The 18,677-nt window shown below is 70.4% G+C and carries 19 protein-coding genes; 10 read left to right on the top strand and 9 right to left on the bottom strand.

From position 1 onward, the window contains the following. Window positions 1-2 precede the first annotated feature (2 nt). The 7 genes from FF100_RS13185 to FF100_RS13215 all read left to right on the top strand — a co-directional run bounded on the left by FF100_RS13185 (window position 3) and on the right by FF100_RS13215 (window position 6,494). Window positions 3-503, top strand: a complete 501-nt coding sequence (locus tag FF100_RS13185) for a dihydrofolate reductase (RefSeq protein WP_139036120.1) — start codon at window positions 3-5, stop codon at window positions 501-503. Between the two features lie 255 nt (window positions 504-758). Further along, window positions 759-1,970, top strand: a complete 1,212-nt coding sequence (gene hflK / locus FF100_RS13190) for an FtsH protease activity modulator HflK (protein ID WP_139036121.1) — start codon at window positions 759-761, stop codon at window positions 1,968-1,970. Further along, on the top strand, window positions 1,967-2,902 hold the full coding sequence (gene hflC, locus FF100_RS13195; protein ID WP_139036122.1) for a protease modulator HflC: 936 nt from the start codon (window positions 1,967-1,969) through the stop codon (window positions 2,900-2,902). The genes hflK and hflC overlap by 4 nt, the downstream gene beginning before the upstream one ends. A gap of 182 nt (window positions 2,903-3,084) precedes the next feature. Beyond that, window positions 3,085-3,279, top strand: a complete 195-nt coding sequence (locus FF100_RS13200; RefSeq protein ID WP_139036123.1) for a DUF2065 domain-containing protein — start codon at window positions 3,085-3,087, stop codon at window positions 3,277-3,279. Window positions 3,280-3,416: 137 nt separating this feature from the next. Next, window positions 3,417-4,931, top strand: coding sequence for a Do family serine endopeptidase (locus tag FF100_RS13205; protein WP_139036124.1), 1,515 nt, complete (start codon window positions 3,417-3,419; stop codon window positions 4,929-4,931). 508 nt (window positions 4,932-5,439) lie between these two features. Continuing rightward, a complete protein-coding gene (locus FF100_RS13210; protein ID WP_139036207.1) occupies window positions 5,440-5,904 on the top strand; it encodes a nuclear transport factor 2 family protein in 465 nt (154 codons plus the stop codon). Between the two features lie 2 nt (window positions 5,905-5,906). After that, on the top strand, window positions 5,907-6,494 hold the full coding sequence (locus tag FF100_RS13215; protein WP_139036125.1) for a TetR/AcrR family transcriptional regulator: 588 nt from the start codon (window positions 5,907-5,909) through the stop codon (window positions 6,492-6,494). Window positions 6,495-6,756: 262 nt separating this feature from the next. On the opposite strand, the gene tolB is transcribed toward FF100_RS13215, so the two are convergent. The 7 genes from tolB to ruvB form a co-directional block, all read right to left on the bottom strand. After that, a complete protein-coding gene (tolB, locus tag FF100_RS13220; RefSeq protein ID WP_139036126.1) occupies window positions 6,757-8,100 on the bottom strand; it encodes a Tol-Pal system beta propeller repeat protein TolB in 1,344 nt (447 codons plus the stop codon). 45 nt (window positions 8,101-8,145) lie between these two features. Beyond that, window positions 8,146-9,723 carry a cell envelope integrity protein TolA gene (gene tolA / locus FF100_RS13225; protein ID WP_205824880.1) on the bottom strand — a complete coding sequence of 526 codons (1,578 nt, stop codon included), beginning with the start codon at window positions 9,721-9,723 and terminating at the stop codon, window positions 8,146-8,148. Between the two features lie 25 nt (window positions 9,724-9,748). Beyond that, the gene (locus tag FF100_RS13230; protein WP_139036127.1) at window positions 9,749-10,192 is read right to left on the bottom strand and encodes an ExbD/TolR family protein; all 444 of its coding nucleotides are present in this window, start codon (window positions 10,190-10,192) and stop codon (window positions 9,749-9,751) included. 27 nt (window positions 10,193-10,219) lie between these two features. Further along, window positions 10,220-10,936 (bottom strand): protein TolQ, encoded by a 717-nt coding sequence (gene tolQ, locus FF100_RS13235; protein WP_139036128.1) that lies wholly within the window; start codon window positions 10,934-10,936, stop codon window positions 10,220-10,222. Between the two features lie 186 nt (window positions 10,937-11,122). Next, complete coding sequence (gene ybgC / locus FF100_RS13240; protein WP_139036129.1) at window positions 11,123-11,539, bottom strand: tol-pal system-associated acyl-CoA thioesterase; 417 nt, start codon at window positions 11,537-11,539, stop codon at window positions 11,123-11,125. Between the two features lie 154 nt (window positions 11,540-11,693). Continuing rightward, window positions 11,694-12,635: a metallophosphoesterase gene (locus tag FF100_RS13245; protein ID WP_139036130.1), complete on the bottom strand. Its 942-nt coding sequence runs from the start codon at window positions 12,633-12,635 to the stop codon at window positions 11,694-11,696. Beyond that, the gene (ruvB, locus tag FF100_RS13250) at window positions 12,628-13,635 is read right to left on the bottom strand and encodes a Holliday junction branch migration DNA helicase RuvB (protein WP_139036209.1); all 1,008 of its coding nucleotides are present in this window, start codon (window positions 13,633-13,635) and stop codon (window positions 12,628-12,630) included. Before ruvB ends, FF100_RS13245 begins: the two co-directional genes overlap by 8 nt. A 173-nt stretch (window positions 13,636-13,808) precedes the next feature. Between ruvB and chrA the strand changes: the two genes are divergently transcribed. Beyond that, on the top strand, window positions 13,809-15,194 hold the full coding sequence (chrA, locus tag FF100_RS13255) for a chromate efflux transporter (RefSeq protein ID WP_139036131.1): 1,386 nt from the start codon (window positions 13,809-13,811) through the stop codon (window positions 15,192-15,194). A 124-nt stretch (window positions 15,195-15,318) separates the two neighbouring features. Here the strand turns inward: chrA and FF100_RS13260 are convergent, their stop codons facing one another. After that, on the bottom strand, window positions 15,319-15,972 hold the full coding sequence (locus FF100_RS13260; protein WP_139036132.1) for a glutathione S-transferase: 654 nt from the start codon (window positions 15,970-15,972) through the stop codon (window positions 15,319-15,321). 351 nt (window positions 15,973-16,323) lie between these two features. Here FF100_RS13260 and FF100_RS13265 point away from each other — a divergent pair, with 351 nt between their 5' ends. Together FF100_RS13265 and rpsU are read left to right on the top strand one after the other, a co-directional pair. Then, window positions 16,324-17,538 carry a polyhydroxyalkanoate depolymerase gene (locus FF100_RS13265; protein ID WP_139036133.1) on the top strand — a complete coding sequence of 405 codons (1,215 nt, stop codon included), beginning with the start codon at window positions 16,324-16,326 and terminating at the stop codon, window positions 17,536-17,538. Between the two features lie 321 nt (window positions 17,539-17,859). After that, window positions 17,860-18,165 (top strand): 30S ribosomal protein S21, encoded by a 306-nt coding sequence (rpsU, locus tag FF100_RS13270; RefSeq protein WP_139036134.1) that lies wholly within the window; start codon window positions 17,860-17,862, stop codon window positions 18,163-18,165. 96 nt (window positions 18,166-18,261) lie between these two features. Here rpsU and FF100_RS13275 read toward each other — a convergent pair whose 3' ends face one another. Further along, the gene (locus tag FF100_RS13275) at window positions 18,262-18,645 is read right to left on the bottom strand and encodes a response regulator (RefSeq protein WP_139036135.1); all 384 of its coding nucleotides are present in this window, start codon (window positions 18,643-18,645) and stop codon (window positions 18,262-18,264) included. Window positions 18,646-18,677: the final 32 nt, after the last annotated feature.

Below are 18,677 nucleotides of genomic sequence, written 5' to 3' on the forward strand. Positions count from 1 at the left end.
GGATGACCCGACCGAGCGTCACCCTGATCGTCGCCGTGGCACAGAACGGCGTCATCGGCCGCGACAACGCGCTGATCTGGCGCCTGCGCAGCGACCTGCGGCGCTTCCGCGCCCTCACCATGGGCAAGCCGGTGGTGATGGGGCGCAAGACCTGGGACTCGATCGGCCGGCCGCTGCCGGGGCGGCGGGTGATCGTCATGACCCGCGATCCCGCCTGGACGGCGCCCGGTACCGAGCGGGCGGCCGGCTGGGACGACGCGCTGCGGCTCGCCGGCGACGCCGGGGAGGTGATGGTGGCGGGCGGCGCCGAGATCTATGCTCTGGCGCTGCCGCATGCCGACCGGATCCACCTCACCGAGGTCGCGGCCTCGCCCGAGGGCGACGCCCGCTTTCCCGCGATCCCGCCCGATTTCCGCGAGATCGCGTCCGAACCCCATCCGGCCGGCCCCGAGGACGAGCACGGCTTCCGGTTCGTGACGCTGGCGCGTCCCGGCATCTCCTGACGCTGGCGCGTCCTGGCGCCTCGTGACCCTGGCGCGATACGTCTGAGACGAGCAAACCATCTCAGGAATCCGGGTGCGGCGATCGAACTCCCGCGCCGGAGGCGAAACCTTGAGAATTGGATCCGGGCCGGAGGTTGCTTTCGCGTGGGGCTCAGCCGATATCGCTGAGTGAACGAGTGCCAGTGCAATGCGAGTGCCGCGCGGGACGCGAGAGACAGCGCGGGGCGTGCCGGCCGGGAAAGGACGTGGGCGAGCATGCCTTGGAGCAATCAGAGCGGCGGCAGCGGCGGTGGCGGCAACGGGGGCGGTCCCTGGGGTAACCGCGGCGGCAATGGCGGCGGTGGCGGCCCCTGGGGCGGCGGCTCCGGCGGCGGTGGCGGTGGTCCCTGGGGCGGCGGCGGTTCGGGGGGTGGCAACCAGCCGCCGGACCTCGAGGATCTCCTGCGCCGCAGCCAGGACCGGCTGCGCAACCTGATGCCCGGCGGCGGCTCGGTCGGCGCCAAGGGCGCGGCCCTGGCGATCCTGGTCGTGCTGGTGCTGTGGCTGATGACCGGCTGGTACACGGTCCTGCCGAGCCAGGTCGGCATCAACACGGTGTTCGGCCGCTATACCGGCCAGTCCGGCGAGGGCCTGCGCTACAACTTCCCCTACCCGATCGGCGCGGTGGTGAAGCCGAATGTCGGCGAGTCGCGCAGCATCCAGGTCGGCTACCGCTCGGGCGCCGGCGCCCAGCGCTCCCGCGACGTGCCGGAGGAGAGCCTGATGCTCACCGGCGACGACAACATCGTCGACATCGATTTCGACGTGCAATGGCGCGTGAACCCGGCCAAGGCCGAGGATTTCGTGTTCAACCTCCAGAACCCCGAGGGCACCATCAAGTCGGTGGCCGAGAGCGCGATGCGCGAGGTGGTGGGCCGTCGCCAGATCCAGGCGATCCTGACCACCGAGCAGTCGAGCGTGGCGCAGGAGGTGCAGCAGATCATCCAGAAGGCGCTCGATTCCTACGGCGCCGGCGTGCTGATCAACGTGGTGCAGCTCCAGGGCGTGAGCCCGCCGTCGGAGGTGCGCCAAGCCTTCGTCGACGTGAACGCGGCCCAGCAGGACGCCGCCCGCTCGCGCAACGAGGCCGAGACCTACGCGAGCCGCGTGGTCCCCGAGGCCCGCGGCCGGTCCTCGCAGATCCTGCAGCAGGCCGACGCCTTCAAGTCCCAGGCCACCGCCGAGGCGACCGGCCAGGCCCAGCGCTTCCGCGAGGTCTACGAATCCTACAAGGTCGCGCCCGCGGTCTCGCGCGAGCGCATGTTCCTCGACACGATGGAGAAGGTGCTGGGCGGCGTGAACAAGGTGATCATCGACCAGGGCAGCACCACCGGCGCGGCCGCGGCCGGCGTGGTGCCGGTCCTGCCGCTGCAGGAATTCGCCAACACCGCCCGTCCGGGCAATGCGGTCCAGGGGAGCGCGCGATGAACAGCAACGCGCTCCGCACCGGCCTCGTCGTCCTCGGCGTCCTCGTCCTGGTGGTGATCTACGCCTCGGCCTTCACCGTCGGCCAGACCCAGCAGGCCCTGGTTCTGCAATTCGGCCGGGTGCGTACCGTGCTGAACCAGGCCGGCACCGACAAGCCCGGCCTCTACTTCAAGGTGCCGTTCCTCGAGAGCGTCGTGCTGTTCGAGAAGCGGCTCCTCGACCTCGACCTGCCGGTGCAGACGGTCCTCTCGGCCGATCGCCAGAACCTCGAGGTCGACGCCTTCGCCCGCTACAAGATCAGCGACCCGCTGCGCTTCTACCAGGCGGTGAACAACATTCAGGTCGCCAACCAGCGCCTGTCGAGCTTCACCAACGCGGCGATGCGTAACGTGCTCGCCAGCGCCTCGCGGGACGCCATCGTGCGCACCCAGCGCGAGGGCCTGATGAACCGCATCCAGGAAGAGGTGAACCGGCAGGCGAAGAATCTCGGCATCGAGATCATCGACCTGCGCCTGACCCGCGTCGACCTGCCGGCGGCGAACTCGCAGGCGGTCTACCAGCGGATGCGGACCGAGCGCGAGCGCGAGGCGGCGGACCTGCGCGCCAACGGCAACCAGGTGGCGGCGACCATCAAGGCCAAGGCCGACCGCGACGTGACGGTGCTGCTCGCCGAGGCGAACCAGAAGGCCGACCAGCTCCGCGGCCAGGGCGAGGCGGACCGCAACCGCATCCTCGCCGACGCCTTCGGGCAGGACCCGGACTTCTTCGCCTTCTACCGGTCGATGCAGGCCTACGAGAAGGGCCTGAGCGGGTCCGACACCCGGCTGGTGATCAGCCCCGGCTCCGAGTTCTTCCGCTACTTCAACGACCCGCAGGGCCGGGCCCGCCCGGCGGCGACGGCCGGCTCGGCCGCCCCGGCGACCGGCCAGTAGCCCCATCGGGACCCTGCGACGCAGGGTCCCGCCCGACGAACGTGACGAGACCCGAGCGCCCCGCCCCGGCGGGGCGCCTTGTTGTGACGGCGGACATGACGATCCGGCCGGTGCCGCGGAGACGATAAGATGCGACCGCAGGGGGAAACAGGGATGGCGGCGATGACCGCCCGCTCGCGGCCGTGAAGGATCTCGTCGTCGCCCTCGGCCTCGCCCTGGCCATCGAGGGCCTGCTCTGCGCCGCCTTCCCGGCAGCGATGCGCCGGGCGATGCAGGAGGCGGCGCAGAGCCCGATGGAGCGGATGCGCCTCGTCGGCCTCGCCTCCGCGGCGGCCGGCGTCGTCGTCGTCGGCGTCGTGCGCCTGCTCCTCGGCTGACCGGTCGGGACTTGAACCGTTCCGCCGCGGGACGATCTTAAGGAACGCTCCCGGCCGCGACCGGGGCCGCCCGGGTGCTACGGCCCCCCGGGCCGACACGACCGTTCACGACGACCCTGCCCTACGAGGTTCATACGATGGCCGCTTCCTCGCGCCGTAACCCCGCCTTCGCGAGACGGCGCCTGCCCGCCCTCGCCGGAGCCCTCTTCGCCCTCTCCGTCGGCACTGCGGCCTTGCCGGGCGTCGCCCTCGCCAAGGGCCCCGAATCGCTGGCCGACCTCGCCGATCAGGTGACGGATGCGGTGGTGAACATCTCGGCCTCCACCACCGTGGAAGCCCGTGGGCGCACCTTGCCGCAACTGCCCCAGGGCACCCCGTTCGAGGACCTGTTCGAGGAATTCTTCAATCGACGCGGCCAGGGTGGCGGCGGCGGGGGCGAGAGCCAGCCGCGGGCGCCGCGTCGCTCGAACTCGCTCGGCTCCGGCTTCATCATCGATTCGTCCGGCATCGTGGTCACCAACAACCATGTCATCGGCGACGCCAACGACATCCAGGTGATCCTGCACGACGGCCGCAAGCTGAAGGCCGAGATCGTCGGCAAGGATTCGAAGATCGACCTCGCGGTGCTGCGGGTGAAGCCCGATCCGGACCGGCCGCTGAAGTCGGTGCCGCTCGGCGATTCCGAAAAGATGCGCCCGGGCGACTGGGTGATCGCGATCGGCAACCCGTTCGGCCTCGGCGGCTCGGTCTCGGCCGGCATCGTCTCGGCCCGGGGCCGCAACATCGAGTCCGGCCCCTACGACAACTATATCCAGACCGACGCGGCCATCAACAAGGGCAATTCGGGCGGTCCGCTGTTCAACATGAATGGCGAGGTGATCGGCATCAACACCGCGATCCTGTCGCCGACCGGCGGCTCGGTCGGCATCGGCTTCGCCGTCCCCACCGCCACCGCCGGCCCGGTGATCGACCAGCTGCGCCAGTTCGGCGAGGTGCGCCGCGGCTGGCTCGGCGTGCGGATCCAGAACGTCGACGACACCACCGCCGAGGCGCTCGGCCTCAAGGGCGGCGGCCGCGGCGCGCTGATCGCCGGCGTCGACGACAAGGGCCCGGCCAAGACCGCCGGCCTCGAGGTCGGCGACGTCATCACCAAGTTCAACGGCGTCGACGTCAAGAGCTCGAGCGACCTGCCCCGCATCGTCGCCTCGACTCCGGTCGGCAAGGTCGTCGACGTCACCACCATTCGCAAGGGCCAGGAGCAGACGAAGCAGGTCACCCTCGGCCGTCTCGAGGACAGCGACAAGCCGCAGCAGCAGGCCGCCCTCAACCGGCCGCAGCCGGAGGCCGACGTCACCCGTCAGGCGCTGGGCCTCAACCTCTCGGGCCTGTCCGACGAGGGGCGCAAGCGCTTCGGAGTGAAGGACGGCGTCAAGGGCGTGCTGGTCACCCGGGTCGACCCGAACTCCAACGCCGCCGACAAGCGCATCCAGGCCGGCGACGTGATCGTCGAGGTCGGCCAGGAGGCGGTGTCGTCGCCGGCCGACGTCACCCGCCGCATCGACCAGATCAAGAAGGACGGTCGCAAGTCGGCCCTGCTCCTCGTCTCCAACAAGGAGGGTGAGGTGCGGTTCGTGGCGCTGAGCCTGGAGTAACCGATCATGCGCGGCGGGTCTTCGGACCCGCCGCGCGTTACCTCACCCGTGTCGTGCCGATCGATTTGACGCGCTTCACGTCGTTCCGGGGCTGCGGAGCGGAGTCCATGGCTCAGGACCGCTAGAGCATTTTCCGATGACCTGGATATTGGTTCTTCGTTAATTATACTTCCTCGTCCAAAAAACGTGAGCACGACCCGACAATACCGCCGCGGGTCGATGGAGCAGTGCTCTTCGAACAACACACGATCAGCTAGACCATCTGACTGTCCGGTCAGGGTGGAAAGTGGCTGTCGAGATCGATGCTCGCCGTCGCTGAAAGCCGCGAGCGATCCCGGCAAGCACGGCGGTCACCACTCCACTTCGGCATTGGCGCCGGCGAGCATCGGTCGACAGGAAGCCGGGATCCCGGATCACCAGCCCCGAGAGACGTGCTCCCCGGGAGGGATTGACCGACCACCGGCCATCTTGTACCGATCGGTACAAGATGGTTCCTGAAGGTGATCCGATGTCCAGGCCTCCGCTGCCCCCGTTCACCAAAGAGTCCGCGATCGAGAAGGTCCGCCTCGCCGAAGACGGCTGGAACACGCGCGATGCTGCCAAGGTTGCACTGGCATACACGCTCGACACGCGCTGGCGGAACCGTGTCGAGTTCGCGACCAATCGTGACGAAGCCCAAGCCTTCCTCAGTCGCAAGTGGAACAAGGAACTTGAGTACAGACTGATCAAGGAATTGTGGGCCTTCACCGGCAACCGGATCGCGGTGCGCTATGCCTACGAGTACCACGACGATAGCGGGCACTGGTTTCGCGCCTACGGCAATGAGAACTGGGAATTCGCCGAGGACGGACTGATGAAGCACCGCCATGCCAGCATCAACGAGATGCCGATCACCGAAGCGGAGCGCCAATTCCGTTGGCCCCTTGGCCGCCGACCCGACGACCATCCCTCGCTCAACGACCTCGGCCTTTGAGCGTGAGGCGCGTCCTGACAGAGCGTGCCGACGCTGTGTCGGCCCTGGCGGAAGTATTCCGCGAGCACGGGTACGAGGGTGCGAGCCTGTCGCTGCTGTCGAAGGCGACCGGGCTCGGCAAGGGCAGCCTCTACAACTTCTTCCCTGGCGGGAAGGAGGAGATGATGGAGGCGGTTCTGGCCGACATCGACTCCTGGTTTGCAACGACGATCTTTGCGCCGCTGGAACAGGCACAGGATCCGGCGGCGGCGGTCACGTCCATGATCGAGGACGTGACGGCATACTTCCGGTCCGGCAGAAGGGTATGCCTCGTCGGATGTATCGGCCTCAACTCATCCGGAGCGACTTTTGCGATCCGGATAAGGAGCTATTTCGCGCGCTGGATATCGGCACTGGTCCAGTGCCTTGAAACCGCGGGAGTTCCCACGTCGCCGGCCGAGCAGATCGCTGAGGAGGTGGTGTCGGGGATACAGGGCGCGATCGTGTTGGCGAGAGCCCTGGGAGACGACGCTGCCTTTCTCAGGATCATCCACCGCCAGCATTCGACCTTGCTCGACGCGATCGCCCGGATGCCGCCCCAGTCCGCTTAGCCGTGTGAATGGCCGCTGAGGCTCGCAGGCGGACGCCCGTACGGTCAAGCCGGTCCTGTTGCGACCTTGGCGGCTCGGGACGAGGGTGAGCGCGATCCGCGTTGTTCTTCGCTGTCAGCAGATCGTGGATCCTGGGTTCTCGGCTGTGCCGAGGCCCAGGATGACGTCGAGAATGCCGAAGCATCGCCCCGCCCTCGACCTTTTCCCGCGGTCGAGGGTGGGATGCTCTGAATAAAGAGAGGCGGGTCGAACCCGGCCCCCCTTACTTCTGCTGAGCGTCGATCAGCGGCGACCAGGTCGGATCCGAGGCGTAGGACGGGGTCGGAACCGGCTGCTCGACCTTGCCGGTGATGTCGACCATGTAGAGCTTGCCGCCGGCTTGGCCGCCGGGATCGCGGAAGAACATCACGTACTGGCCGTTGGGCGCCCAGGTCGGGCCCTCGTTGTGGAAACCCTCCGTCAGCACCCGCTCGCCGGAGCCATCGGGCTTCATGACGCAGATCGCGAACGAGCCCTTCCGCTGGCGGGTGAAGGCGATGTAGTCGCCCCGCGGCGACCAGGCCGGCTGCGAGGCCGAGCCGTCGCCGAAGGTCAGGCGGCGCGGGTTCGAGCCGTCGGCGCCCATGATGTAGACCTGCTGCTGGCCGCCGCGGTCGGATTCGAACACGATCTCGCGCCCGTCCGGCGAGAAGGACGGCGAGGTGTCGATGGCGTTGGCGTTGGTGATCCGGGTCTGGGCCTTGGAGGCGAGATCCATCACGTAGATGCTGGCATTGCCGCCGTCCTGGTCGCTCATCACCAGGCGCCGCCCGTCCGGCGAGAAGCGCGGGCTGGTGCTCATCTCGGCGTTGGTCGGGATCACCTGGCGGGCGCCGGTGGACAGGTTGATCACCTGCACCCGCGGCTGCTGGCCGGTGAGCTGCGACATGTAGGTGATGTCCTGGGTCGAGGGCGAGTAGCGCGGCGCCACCACCGAGGCCTCGCCGCTCGTCAGGTAGCGCACGTTGGCGCCGTCCTGGTCCATGATGGCGAGGCGCTTGCGCCGGTGCTCCTTGGAGCCCGATTCGTCGACGAAGGCGACGCGGGTGTCGAAGAAGCCGCCGATGCCGGTGATCTTGGTGTAGACCGCGTCCGAGATCAGGTGGCCCATCCGCCGCGCATTGGCGCCGTCGCCGGCATATTGCTGGCCGATCATCTGCTGGCCCGACAGCACGTCCCAGAGCCGGAACTCGGCCTTGAGCTTGCCCGAGCCGTCACGCGTGACCCGGCCGGTGACCAGACCCTGCACGCCGGTGTCCTTCCAGGCGGCGAAGTTGGGAGCGGCGTCGAAGTTCGGGCTCTCGGGGAAGCGGGCCTTCTCGACCGGCGTGAAATAGCCCGAGCGCTTCAGGTTGCTGGTGACGATGCCCGACAGGGTCGGGCCGAGGCTCGGATCGCCCGAGAAATCGGCGATGGCGATCGGCATCGGCTGGAAGGCGCCGCCGGGACCGATGCGCAGGTTGAGCTGCGCCTGCGCCGGGCCGGCAAAGCCCGAGACGAAGCCAGCTGCGAGGCACAGCCACAGGAGCGCAGCGAGCGCGGGACGCAATCGCGAGGGGGAGTGCATGGGGGGTCGTCCATCGTGGGGTGAGGCAGGCGGCCGGGGGCTGTCTTAAGCCCGCGGCAGCTCGAACTCCGCGTTGATGATCCGCCAGTCGTTGTAGAACGGGGCGAACTGGGACGGGATGCGGAAGGGCGCGCAGCGCCGTACCGCCCGCACCGCGGCCTCGGCGATCGAGCGATCGACGGCGCTGCCGCCGGCGCGCAGGATGCGCGGATCGGTGGTGAGCGAACCGTCGGGGTTCAGGCGGATGTCGAGCTGCGGCAGCACGATGCCCTGGGCGGCACCGGGGGGGGCCGAGTAGCAGCGCTCGATCTGCTGCTGCAGGAGCCCGACCAGGGCGTCGCGCTGGCTCGGGTTGAGGCGCTGCGACGTGCCGCTGACGGCGCCGAGCGCCGCGGTGCGCTGCACCTCGCGGCCGGTCGCGCCGGTCGATTGCGACGGCCCATGCGCCGCCAGCACGTCGCGGATCGATCCCGAATTGAACTTGGCGGCGAGCTCGGCCTGGTGCCGGGCCTTGGCCTCGGCCGCTGCCTTGGCCTTCGCCTCCGCGACGGCACGCGCCTTGGCGGCGGCCTCCGCCTTCGCCTTGGCTTCCGCGGCAGCGTGAGCCTTGGCTTCGGCCTCCGCCCTGGCTTGCGCCTGTGCCTGCGCTTTCGCCTCGGCCTCGGCTTGAGCCTTCGCTTCGGCCTCGGCCTTCCGGGCCTCGGCTTCCGCCTTGGCCTCGGCGCGAGCCTTGGCCTCCGCCTTGGCCTTGGCTTCGGCGACCGCCTTGGCCTTCGCCTCCGCTTCCGCCTGGGCTTTGGCCTTTGCCTCGGCTTCGGCCTCCGCCTTGGCCTCGGCACGCGCCTTCTCGGCCTCGGCGCGAGCCTTGGCCTCCGCCCGAGCCTTGGCGGCCGCCTTCTCCGCGGCGGCCTTCTCGGCAGCCGCCTTGGCCTCGGCCAGCTCCTCGCGCCGGATCGCCTCGGCCTCCGCCTTCTCGGCGGCGGCTTTCTCGGCCGTGGCCTTCGCCGCAGCGACGGCCGCCTTCTCGGCCGCGGCCTTGGCGGCCGCCTTCGCCGCCTCCTTGGCTGCTTCGCGGGCGGCTTCCTTGGCCGCTTCCTTGGCCGCTTCCTTGGCCGCTTCCTTGGCCTCGCGCTCGGCTTCCGCCTTGGCCTCGGCGCGCGCCTCCGCGTCCGCCTTGGCCTTCGCGGCGGCAGCCGCCGCAGCGGCAGCCTTCTCGGCATCGGCCTTGGTGGTATCGGGACGGGCCGGCGGCATCGGCGCGGGCTCGGGCTGCTCGAGGGCCGGGCGCAGGGGCGGCGTCGGCATCTCCTCGGCGTTGGCGACCTTGATGTCGGGCGGGCGCGTCGGCGGCGTCGGCACGTTGGCCTTGGCCTCGCCGGGATCGTTCTCCTGCTGCTTGTCGGCGACCCGGTCGGCGCGCGGGCTCTTGGCCGGGGCCTCGCCGTCGCGCTGGCCCTTGGTCAGCTCCGAGAACTGGTTCTCGGTGATGACCTCGACCGGGACGCCCTCCTCGGACTGCGGCAGCACGTGCGAAGCGGCGGCGAACAACGCCAGCCCGATCAGCACCACGTGCGCGCCGGCCGAGACCCAGACGCCGGGCTCGGACCTGTCGAAGGGAAACAGCACGGAGAACCCCGCCCTACTGACTCTAACGCTGGTCGGGCTCGGTCACGAGGGCGACCTTCTTGAAGCCGCCGCTCGTCACGATCGCCATCACCTGGGCGACGCGGCCGTAATCGACCCGCTTGTCGCCGCGCACGAAGACCCGCTCCTCGAACCCGTCCTTCGCCGTGGCCGAGATCTTGGCGACGATCGCGTCGTCGGAGAGCTCGTCCTCGCCGAGGAAGACCTGGCCGGTCTGGCGGATCGACAGGGTGACCGGCTTCGAATCCTGGTTGAGGGGCGCGGCCTTGGTCTGCGGCAGGTCGAGGGGCACGCCGACCGTCATCATCGGCGCCGCGACCATGAAGATGATCAGGAGCACCAGCACGACGTCGATGAACGGCGTCATGTTGATCTCGTTGATCGCGCCGCCCCGCCGGCCGCGCCGACGGCGCCCGCCGCCCTGTGCCGCTCCGGAGGCCATGCCCATCGCTCAGTCCTTCCCAATGGCTCGAGGTCAGGCGGCGAGCGCCATGCGCTCGTCGATCTGGCGCGACAGGATGGCCGAGAACTCGTCGGCGAAGCCCTCGAGGCGGCCCTGCGCCTTCGCGACCGAGGCCTGGAGCTTGTTGTAGGCGAGCACCGCGGGAATCGCCGCGAACAGCCCGATGGCGGTGGCGAACAAAGCCTCGGCGATGCCCGGCGCCACGACCGCGAGCGAGGTGTTCTTCGAGGCGGCGATCGACGTGAAGGCGGTCATGATGCCGAACACCGTGCCGAACAGGCCGATATAGGGGCCGGCCGAGCCGATCGAGGCCAGGAACAGCAGGCGCGATTCGAGCCGCTCGACCTCGCGCTGGATGGTCACGTCGAGCACCTTGTCGATGCGCTGGCCGAGGCTGCGGATCGAGCGCCCGGATCCCTCGTAGGAGCGGCGCCACTCGCGCATCGCGGCGACGAACAGGGCGGCGAGCCCGGTCGCCGGCTTGTCGTTGTAGGCGCGGTACAGCTCCTCCAGCGGCCGGCCGGACCAGAACTCCTCCTCGAAGGCATCCATCTCCGTCTTGGCGCGCCGGAACAGCAGCGTCTTGTCGATGATGATCGACCAGCACCAGATCGAGGAGCCGAGCAGCCCCAGCATCACCACCTTGACGACGAAGTGGGCCTGCCAGAACAGGCCGAACATCGTGATCTCGGCCACGGGCATCGCCTGGGCGGCATCGGCGGGATTCATGCAATCGTCCTCGCGTCCCGGGCCGCTGAACGGCCCTCGGGCACTCCAACCGGGATCGGGGCTTTTCGTATCGTGGTTCGATCGCGCCCGAATCTGTCGAAAGTATGGGCCGAGGCTCCGGACCGGAGCGTTCGGCCGTCACGAGTTAAGCCCCCGGCAGGGTTAAGGAATGGTGAGCATCCTTGCTCAACGTCGGGAGAGCGTGCGGCGCAGCGCCTCCGGCAGGCGCACCGCGCGCCCCTCGCGCACGCAGGCCACCACCACCTCGGCCCGCACCAGGGTCTCGTCGCCGCGGCGCACCTCCTGGTCGAGATGCATCGAGGCGCCGCGCAGCTCGCGGGTCGCGGTCAGGACGGTGAGGGCGTCGTCCATGCGGGCGGGCTTGAGATAGTCGAGGCTCATCCGCCGCACCACGAAGACCAGGCCATCGGCCTCCCGGTGCAGCTCGGACTGGTCGCCGGCGAGCCCGCGCAGCAACTCGGTCCGGCCGCGCTCCATGAAGCGCAGGTAGCTCGCGTGGTAGACGAAACCGGAGAAATCCGTGTCCTCGTAGTAGACGCGCACGGGCAGGGCGTGGGCGTCCGGGGGCAGGGTCTCAGTCAACGCGGGGTCCTCGTCGGGGCACCTCCCCTCCCCCTTGTGGGGAGGGGTCGGGGGTGGGGGTGGCGCCGGGCAGAACCCGACGCCCAACTCTGCCCCACCCCCAGCCCCTCCCGACAGGAGGCAGGGGAAAGCTCTTGCATTCACAATACGCCACTCACGCCGCCGCCTCCGCCCCCAGGTCCACCACCACGATCTCCGGCGGCACCCCGAGGCGGATCGGTGCGACGCTGAGCCCGAGCCCCCCGGAGATCACGAGGTCGCTCGCCTCGCGGACATGGCCGTAGACGTAGCGGCCGGGATAGCGCGAAGGCACCACGGGCGACCAGCCGAACAGCCGCACCTGCCCGCCATGGGTGTGGCCCGACAGGGTCAGCGCCACCCGGGCCGGAACCCGAGCGAAGATGTCGGGCTCGTGCGCCAGCAGGATCATCGGGGCGCCGTCCGGCACCGCGGCCAGGGTAGCCGGCAGGTCGTCCAGGCCGACCCGCTGGCCGCGGCGGCGCCGGCCCTGCAGGGCGAGCTGGTCCTCGAGCCCGGCGAGCCAGACCGGACCGGCGCGGGTGGCGAGCGGCACCGCCTCGTTCGACAGGACCCGGATGCCGTTCTGCGTCAGCGCGGCGCCGGAGATGGTCGGTCCGGCGCCGCGGCGCTGGGCCTCCGCGTCGCTCCACCAGTCATGATTGCCGAGCACCGCATAGACGCCGAGCGGCGCCGTCAGCCGGCGCAGCACCGCCGCCCACTCGGCGGCGGGGACAATGCGCGTGACGTAGCGCTGGCCGGCCACGAAGTCGCCGACCAGCACCACGAGATCGGCCCCGAGCGCGTTGGTCGCCGCGACGATCCCGGCGATGCGCTCCGCGCTCATCCAGGGCTCGCAGGCATGGATGTCGGTGAGGACGGCGATGCGCAGGGTGAGCCCGCCCGGCCAGGGCGCGGCGGGGTTGGGCTTGATCGCGTATCGCGTCACCACCTGCCGGAACGGCTCGATCCCGGTGGCGTAGGCGCCGGTGCTGAGCCCGGAGAGCGCGACGGCGCCCGCTCCCTGGAGCACGCGGCGGCGGGTGAAGAGGCGGTACCCCCTCCCCTCCTCACGCATCCTCGTCCCCGGTGAACAGGCCGAACTGCACGGCGGGATCGCGGTTCGGCTCCGGCAGGCCGAGATGGCGGAAGGCATGGGCGGTGAGCACCCGGCCGCGCGGCGTGCGCTGCACGAAGCCCTTCTGGATCAGGTAGGGCTCGATGATCTCCTCGATCGCATCCCTCGGCTCGGAGAGCGCCGCCGCGATCGTCTCGACCCCGACCGGCCCGCCGTTGAACGAGTGGGCGATGATGCCGAGATACTTGCGGTCCATCGTGTCGAGGCCGGACGGATCGACGTCGAGGAGCCGCAAGGCCCGGTCGGCGATGGCCCGGGTGATGGTCGGCGCGTCCTCCACGATGGCGAAGTCGCGCACCCGGCGCAGCAGCCGGCCGGCGATGCGCGGCGTGCCCCGGGCGCGCTTGGCGATCTCGTTGGCGCCGTCCGCCGCCATGCCGATGCCGAGCACCCGCGCGCCGCGGCTGACGATCAGCTCCAGCTCGTCGATGTCGTAGAATTCGAGCCGGACCGGGATGCCGAACCGGTCGCGCAGCGGCGTCGTCAGCAGCCCCGCCCGGGTCGTGGCGGCGACCAGCGTGAACTTGGGCAGCTCGATCTTCACCGAGCGGGCGGCCGGTCCTTCGCCGATGATCAGGTCGAGCTGGTAATCCTCCATCGCCGGGTAGAGGATTTCCTCCACCGCCGGGTTGAGGCGGTGGATCTCGTCGATGAACAGGACGTCGCGCTCTTCCAGGTTGGTGAGCTGCGCGGCGAGGTCCCCGGCCTTGGCGATCACCGGGCCGGAGGTCGAGCGGAAGTTCACCCCGAGCTCGCGGGCGACGATCTGGGCGAGCGTCGTCTTGCCGAGGCCGGGCGGGCCGACGAACAGCACGTGGTCGAGGGCCTGGCCGGTCTTCTTGGCGGCGTCGATGAACACCTGGAGGTTGGCGCGCGCCGCCTTCTGGCCGGTGAAGTCGGCGAGGCTGAGCGGCCGGATCGAGGTGTCGAGATCGTCCATGCGGCTCTCGGGGGTGAGGAGGGCTTTCTTGCTCAAGCGGGACCTGACGGCATGATCGTGCGGCGGCGCGAGGCCGGCGGCGCCCGCTCCCCGGATGTAGTCGCTGCCCCGTGTCGCACAACGCGACCGATCGCGCTACGCTGCGGCGCCCCCGCCCCGGAGAGCCCGAAACCGTGACGACAAGCCAGCCCGCGACGTCCGCGCAGGCGCCCCCCCGGCCGGTCACCGTGGCCGAGGCCCTGCCGGTCTGGCTGCGGGTCGCCGCCCTGTCCTTCGGCGGGCCGGCCGGGCAGATCGCGGTGATGCACCGGGTGCTGGTCGAGGAGCGGCGCTGGATCTCCGAGAACCGCTTCCTGCATGCCCTCAATTTCTGCACCCTGCTGCCCGGTCCGGAGGCGCAGCAGCTCGCGACTTACGTCGGCTGGCTGATGCACGGGCCCCGCGGCGGCCTTCTCGCCGGCGGGCTGTTCGTGCTGCCGGGGCTCGTGGCCATCATGGCCCTGAGCTACGTCTACGTGCTGTACGGCCAGGCCGGGCCGGTCGCCGGCGTGTTCTTCGGCCTCAAGGCCGCGGTGCTCGCCATCGTGATCGAGGCGGTGCAGCGCATCGGCCGGCGGGCCCTGCGCGGCCGGGTGATGCTCGGGCTCGCCGCTGCCGCCTTCGCGGGCATCTTCGTCCTCGACGTGCCGTTCCCGCTCATCGTCGTGGCGGCGGGCCTCGTTGGGTTCCTCGGCGGCCGCACGGGACATCCGGATTTTCGCCCCGGCGGCGGCCACGCGGCGGGGGCGTCGGCCGGCCCCTACCTGTTCGGCGACGACGCGCTGCCACGCGAGCGGGCCTCCCTTGGCGGCACGCTCACGACCCTTGCCGCCTGGGCGGCGATCTGGCTCGTCCCGGTCGCCGCGCTCCTCGCGATCCTGGGTCCGGACGACGTGTTCTCGCGGATCGCGGTGTTCTTCTCCAAGATGGCGCTGGTGACCTTCGGCGGCGCCTACGCGGCCCTCGCCTACGTGGCGCAGGCGGCGGTGGAGCGGTACGGCTGGATGAAACCCGGGGAGATGCTCGACGGGCTCGGCATGGCCGAGACGACGCCCGGCCCGCTCATCATGGTGACGCAGTTCGTCGGCTTCCTCGCCGCCCACCGCGCCCCCGGGGCGCTGCCGCCGCTCGTCGCCGGCACGCTCGGCGGCCTCCTCACCACCTGGGTCACCTTCGCGCCCTGCTTCCTGTGGATCTTCGTCGGCGCTCCGTATGTCGAGCGCCTGCGCGGCAACCGGGCGCTCGCCGGCGCGCTCTCGGCGATCACCGCGGCGGTGGTGGGGGTGATCCTCAATCTCGCGGTCTGGTTCGCGCTCCACACCCTGTTCCGGGAGCTGCGGCCGGTGGCCGTCGGGCCGATCAGGGTCGAGGTGCCGGTGCTGGCCAGCGTCGATCCGTTCGCGCTCGCCCTGGCGCTCGCCGCGGCCGTGGCGGTGTTCCGGTTCAAGGCCGGGATGATCCCGGTGCTCGCGGCCTGCGCAGCGGCGGGGGCGGGCCTGCGGCTGGCGGGGCTGATCTGACGGACCGGGCCGCGGCAGAAGCGGCTCACCGCTGCCACCTCACAGGGTCATCCCGGAGCGCGCCGAAGGCGAGAGCCCGGGATGACGTGGAGCATCCGAGCGGCGGCAAGGCAGGGAACCGCCCTCAGAACTCCATATCCAGCTCCTCGATCTCCTCCGGCTCGTCCTCCGCCGCCGCGATCCATTCCCGCATCAGGTCCCACTCCATGATCCGGTCGCGATAGGCGGCGCAATCGGGCGGCAGCGCGACGCCGTAGGTGACGAAGCGGGTGCAGACCGGGGCGTACATCGCGTCCGCCACCACCGGCCGCGCCCCGAACAGGTAGGGGCCGCCATGGGCCTTGAGCGCGTCCTGCCAGATCTCGACCACCCGGGCGATGTCGGCCTGGGCGCCGCCCCAGAGCTTGAAGTCGGTGTAGCGGGCGCGCAGGTTCATCGGCAGGGCCGAGCGCAGGTTGATGAAGCCGCCATGCATCTCGCCCGAGATCGAGCGCGACCAGGAGCGCATGGCGAGGTCGTCGGGCAGGAGCCCGGCCTCGGGGCGCACCTCCGTGAGGTACTGGGCGATGGCGAGCACGTCCCAGACCCGCACCGCCCCGTGGGTGAGGCGCGGCACCAGGAACGACGGCGTGAGGTGCAGCAACTCGGCCCGGCTCGCCGGATCGCCGGACAGGACCTGCACGTCGAGGTCGAGCCCGGCCATGCGGCAGAGCAGCCAGCCCCGCAGCGACCAGGACGAGTAGTTGCGGCTGGAGATCGTCAGCGTCGCCTCGGCCATCCCGTCCTCCCCGGGCCGGCAGCGCGGCCCGACTTCCCTTCGGTTTGCAACCTCGCGATCCAAGACTCGTGCCGAGGATCCAAGACTCGCGCCGAGAAGGATCTTGCCGATGGAGACCTTGCCGGGCCGGGGCCGACGCGGGGGCGGGCGGGCGCAACCCTCGCACAAGTCGACCGAAGCAGAGACAGGCCCGGTCCGCAATGGACTTGGCACGAGGGTCGCATCCCGCCGGGACGAGGACGGCTGCCGTCGCGATCCGCCGAAAGTCCGGTCGCGCGGGCAGAAAGCCGTGTCTTACTCTTGCCGGCGGGCCGCACCCCAAGGCGTGTCCGTGAGGGAGTGCTCGGGCCGATGCTCTATGATGCCTTCGAGGTCCAGTCTGACATCGCCAGCGCCACCCGCGCCTGGGGCCGCGTGCTGCACGACGGCACGGCGCCCTGGATGCGGGCCGGCTACGGCGCGCCGGCGACCTGGGTCGCGGCCGCCGCCCGGATGATGATGCGGGCCGGCCTCACCCATGCCCGGCCCTCCTACGGGATCGACGCGGTGCGGGTCGGCAACCGCGAGGTGCCGGTGATCGAGGAGCCGGTGCTCTCCACGCCGTTCGGCACCCTGCTGCGCTTCCGCAAGGACGTCGTCCGCGAGCAGCCGCGGGTGCTGGTGGTGGCCCCCCTGTCGGGGCATTTCGGCACGCTCCTGCGCGGCACGGTGCGCACCCTGCTGGCCGACCACGACGTCTACATCACCGACTGGCACAATGCCCGCGACGTGCCGCTGAGCGCCGGCCGCTTCGGCTTCGACGACTACGTCGCCCACCTGGTGCAGTTCCTGGAGACGATCGGAGAGGGCGCCCACCTCGTCGCGGTGTGCCAGCCCGCCGTGCAGGCGCTCGCCGCCGCCGCGGTGATGGCCGAGAGCCGCAACGCGGCGCATCCGGCGAGCATGACCCTGATGGCCGGCCCGGTCGACACGCGGATCAACCCGACCAAGGTCAACGAGCTCGCCACCTCGCGGCCGATCGAGTGGTTCGAGAAGAACCTGATCGCCACCGTGCCGCGCCGCCATGCCGGGGCCGGGCGCCGGGTCTATCCGGGCTTCATGCAGGTCGGGGCCTTCATGTCGATGAACGCCGCCCGCCACATGCACGGCCACCTCGACCTCTACTGGCACCTCGCCGACGGCGAGACCGCCAAGGCAGCGCAGATCGAGACCTTCTACGACGAGTATTTCGCGGTGCTCGACCTCGCGGCGGAGTTCTACCTCGAGACGGTCAAGACCGTGTTCCAGGACGCGACGCTCGCCCAGAACAAGCTGACCTTCCGCGGCAACCCGATCGACACGCGGGCGATCCGCAAGACGGCCCTGATGACGGTCGAGGGCGAGCGCGACGACATCTGCGCCGTCGGCCAGACGATGGCGGCGCACGACCTCTGCACCGGCCTCAAGCCCTTCCGCAAGCGCCATCACCTGCAGCCCGGCGTCGGCCATTACGGGGTGTTCTCCGGCCGCAAGTGGGAGGGCCAGACCTATCCGCTGGTGCGCAGCTTCATCCAGGCCAACGCTTGATCGCCCAAGCCCGTCGCCTCGATGCGACGGTGTCCCTGACGACGGCCACGCTCGGCCCGCGCGCCGCTCAAATTTCGGTCAGGCAGCCACTCCCCGGTTGGAAGTCCTGGCGGAGTGGTGTAAGGCCGCGATCAGGCGCATACCGTGCGCCGACAGCTTGCGCCGGGCTCCGGTGCAACCGCGATGCGACCTAAGCCCCTCCCGGTCCTTCCAGGTCCGGGCCGTGGGGCGCATTTCGGTTGGCCGGGCAGGCAGCCATCCGGGCGCGTTCCGCGCAAGGTCGGCCACGTTTTTCGGATTTAGACGAAAGGATAGATACCCTTGCAGGTACTCGTTCGGGACAACAACGTCGATCAGGCCCTCCGCGTCCTCAAGAAGAAGATGCAGCGCGAGGGCATCTTCCGCGAGATGAAGCAGCGCAAGGCCTACGAGAAGCCGTCGGTGCGCAAGGCCCGCGAGAAGGCGGAGGCCGTGCGCCGCGCCCGCAAGCAGGCCCGCAAGACCGCGATCCGCGAGGGTCTGATCGCTGCGCCGAAGCCGAAGCCCCGCGTCGGCGGTCCCCGCCGTCCCGGCATGGCCCCGTCGGCGTCCGCTCCGGCCGCCGCCGCTCCGGCTGCCAACGCGTAAGCCTCCGGCTGAGCCCCGGCCGCCCGCGCGGCGGGGCCCATCCCGAATCCGTCGAGCCCGACGCCGCGAGGCGTGCGGGCTCTTCGCGTCTGGGTCTCAGGCCGCGGCGGAATAGGCTGCCCGCTCGGCCTCGACCAGCACGTCGAGGGGCCGCCAGGGCTTCTGCATGTAGACGGCGTGGTCCGGCACCGCCTGGGCCGCGCCCGGCCGCGAGGTCACCACCAGGCGCACGTCCGGCCAGTCCCGCTCGACGGTGCGGGCCAGGGTGGCGCCGTCCATCTCGCCGGAGAGCTGCATCTCCGTGAACAGCAGCGCCACCTCGGAGCCGTGCTCGCGCATCACCGCGAGGGCATCGGCGGCACTGTCGCAGGTGATGACCGCGAGGTCGGTCTCCTCCAGGATCGCCGCGGCGAAGTCCCGAACGGATTCATCGTCCTCCACCACGACGGCGATCGGCGCGGTGGGTGCTGCTCTGCCCATGAAGCCTCCTGTCAGTCTTCGACTGTTGTTCG

The organism is Methylobacterium terricola (assembly GCF_006151805.1).
GTDB classification, from domain to species: Bacteria; Pseudomonadota; Alphaproteobacteria; order Rhizobiales; family Beijerinckiaceae; genus Methylobacterium; species Methylobacterium terricola.

Excerpts from the sequence above, each read along its gene's own strand:
- FF100_RS13185 (WP_139036120.1), top strand. The coding sequence starts at position 3 with ATGACCCGACCGAGCGTCACCCTGATCGTCGCCGTGGCACAGAACGGC.
- hflK (WP_139036121.1), top strand. The coding sequence starts at position 759 with ATGCCTTGGAGCAATCAGAGCGGCGGCAGCGGCGGTGGCGGCAACGGG.
- hflC (WP_139036122.1), top strand. The coding sequence starts at position 1,967 with ATGAACAGCAACGCGCTCCGCACCGGCCTCGTCGTCCTCGGCGTCCTC.
- FF100_RS13205 (WP_139036124.1), top strand. The coding sequence starts at position 3,417 with ATGGCCGCTTCCTCGCGCCGTAACCCCGCCTTCGCGAGACGGCGCCTG.
- FF100_RS13210 (WP_139036207.1), top strand. The coding sequence starts at position 5,440 with ATGTCCAGGCCTCCGCTGCCCCCGTTCACCAAAGAGTCCGCGATCGAG.
- tolB (WP_139036126.1), bottom strand. The coding sequence starts at position 8,100 with ATGCACTCCCCCTCGCGATTGCGTCCCGCGCTCGCTGCGCTCCTGTGG.
- FF100_RS13230 (WP_139036127.1), bottom strand. The coding sequence starts at position 10,192 with ATGGGCATGGCCTCCGGAGCGGCACAGGGCGGCGGGCGCCGTCGGCGC.
- tolQ (WP_139036128.1), bottom strand. The coding sequence starts at position 10,936 with ATGAATCCCGCCGATGCCGCCCAGGCGATGCCCGTGGCCGAGATCACG.
- FF100_RS13245 (WP_139036130.1), bottom strand. The coding sequence starts at position 12,635 with ATGCGTGAGGAGGGGAGGGGGTACCGCCTCTTCACCCGCCGCCGCGTG.
- ruvB (WP_139036209.1), bottom strand. The coding sequence starts at position 13,635 with ATGGACGATCTCGACACCTCGATCCGGCCGCTCAGCCTCGCCGACTTC.
- FF100_RS13260 (WP_139036132.1), bottom strand. The coding sequence starts at position 15,972 with ATGGCCGAGGCGACGCTGACGATCTCCAGCCGCAACTACTCGTCCTGG.
- FF100_RS13265 (WP_139036133.1), top strand. The coding sequence starts at position 16,324 with ATGCTCTATGATGCCTTCGAGGTCCAGTCTGACATCGCCAGCGCCACC.
- FF100_RS13275 (WP_139036135.1), bottom strand. The coding sequence starts at position 18,645 with ATGGGCAGAGCAGCACCCACCGCGCCGATCGCCGTCGTGGTGGAGGAC.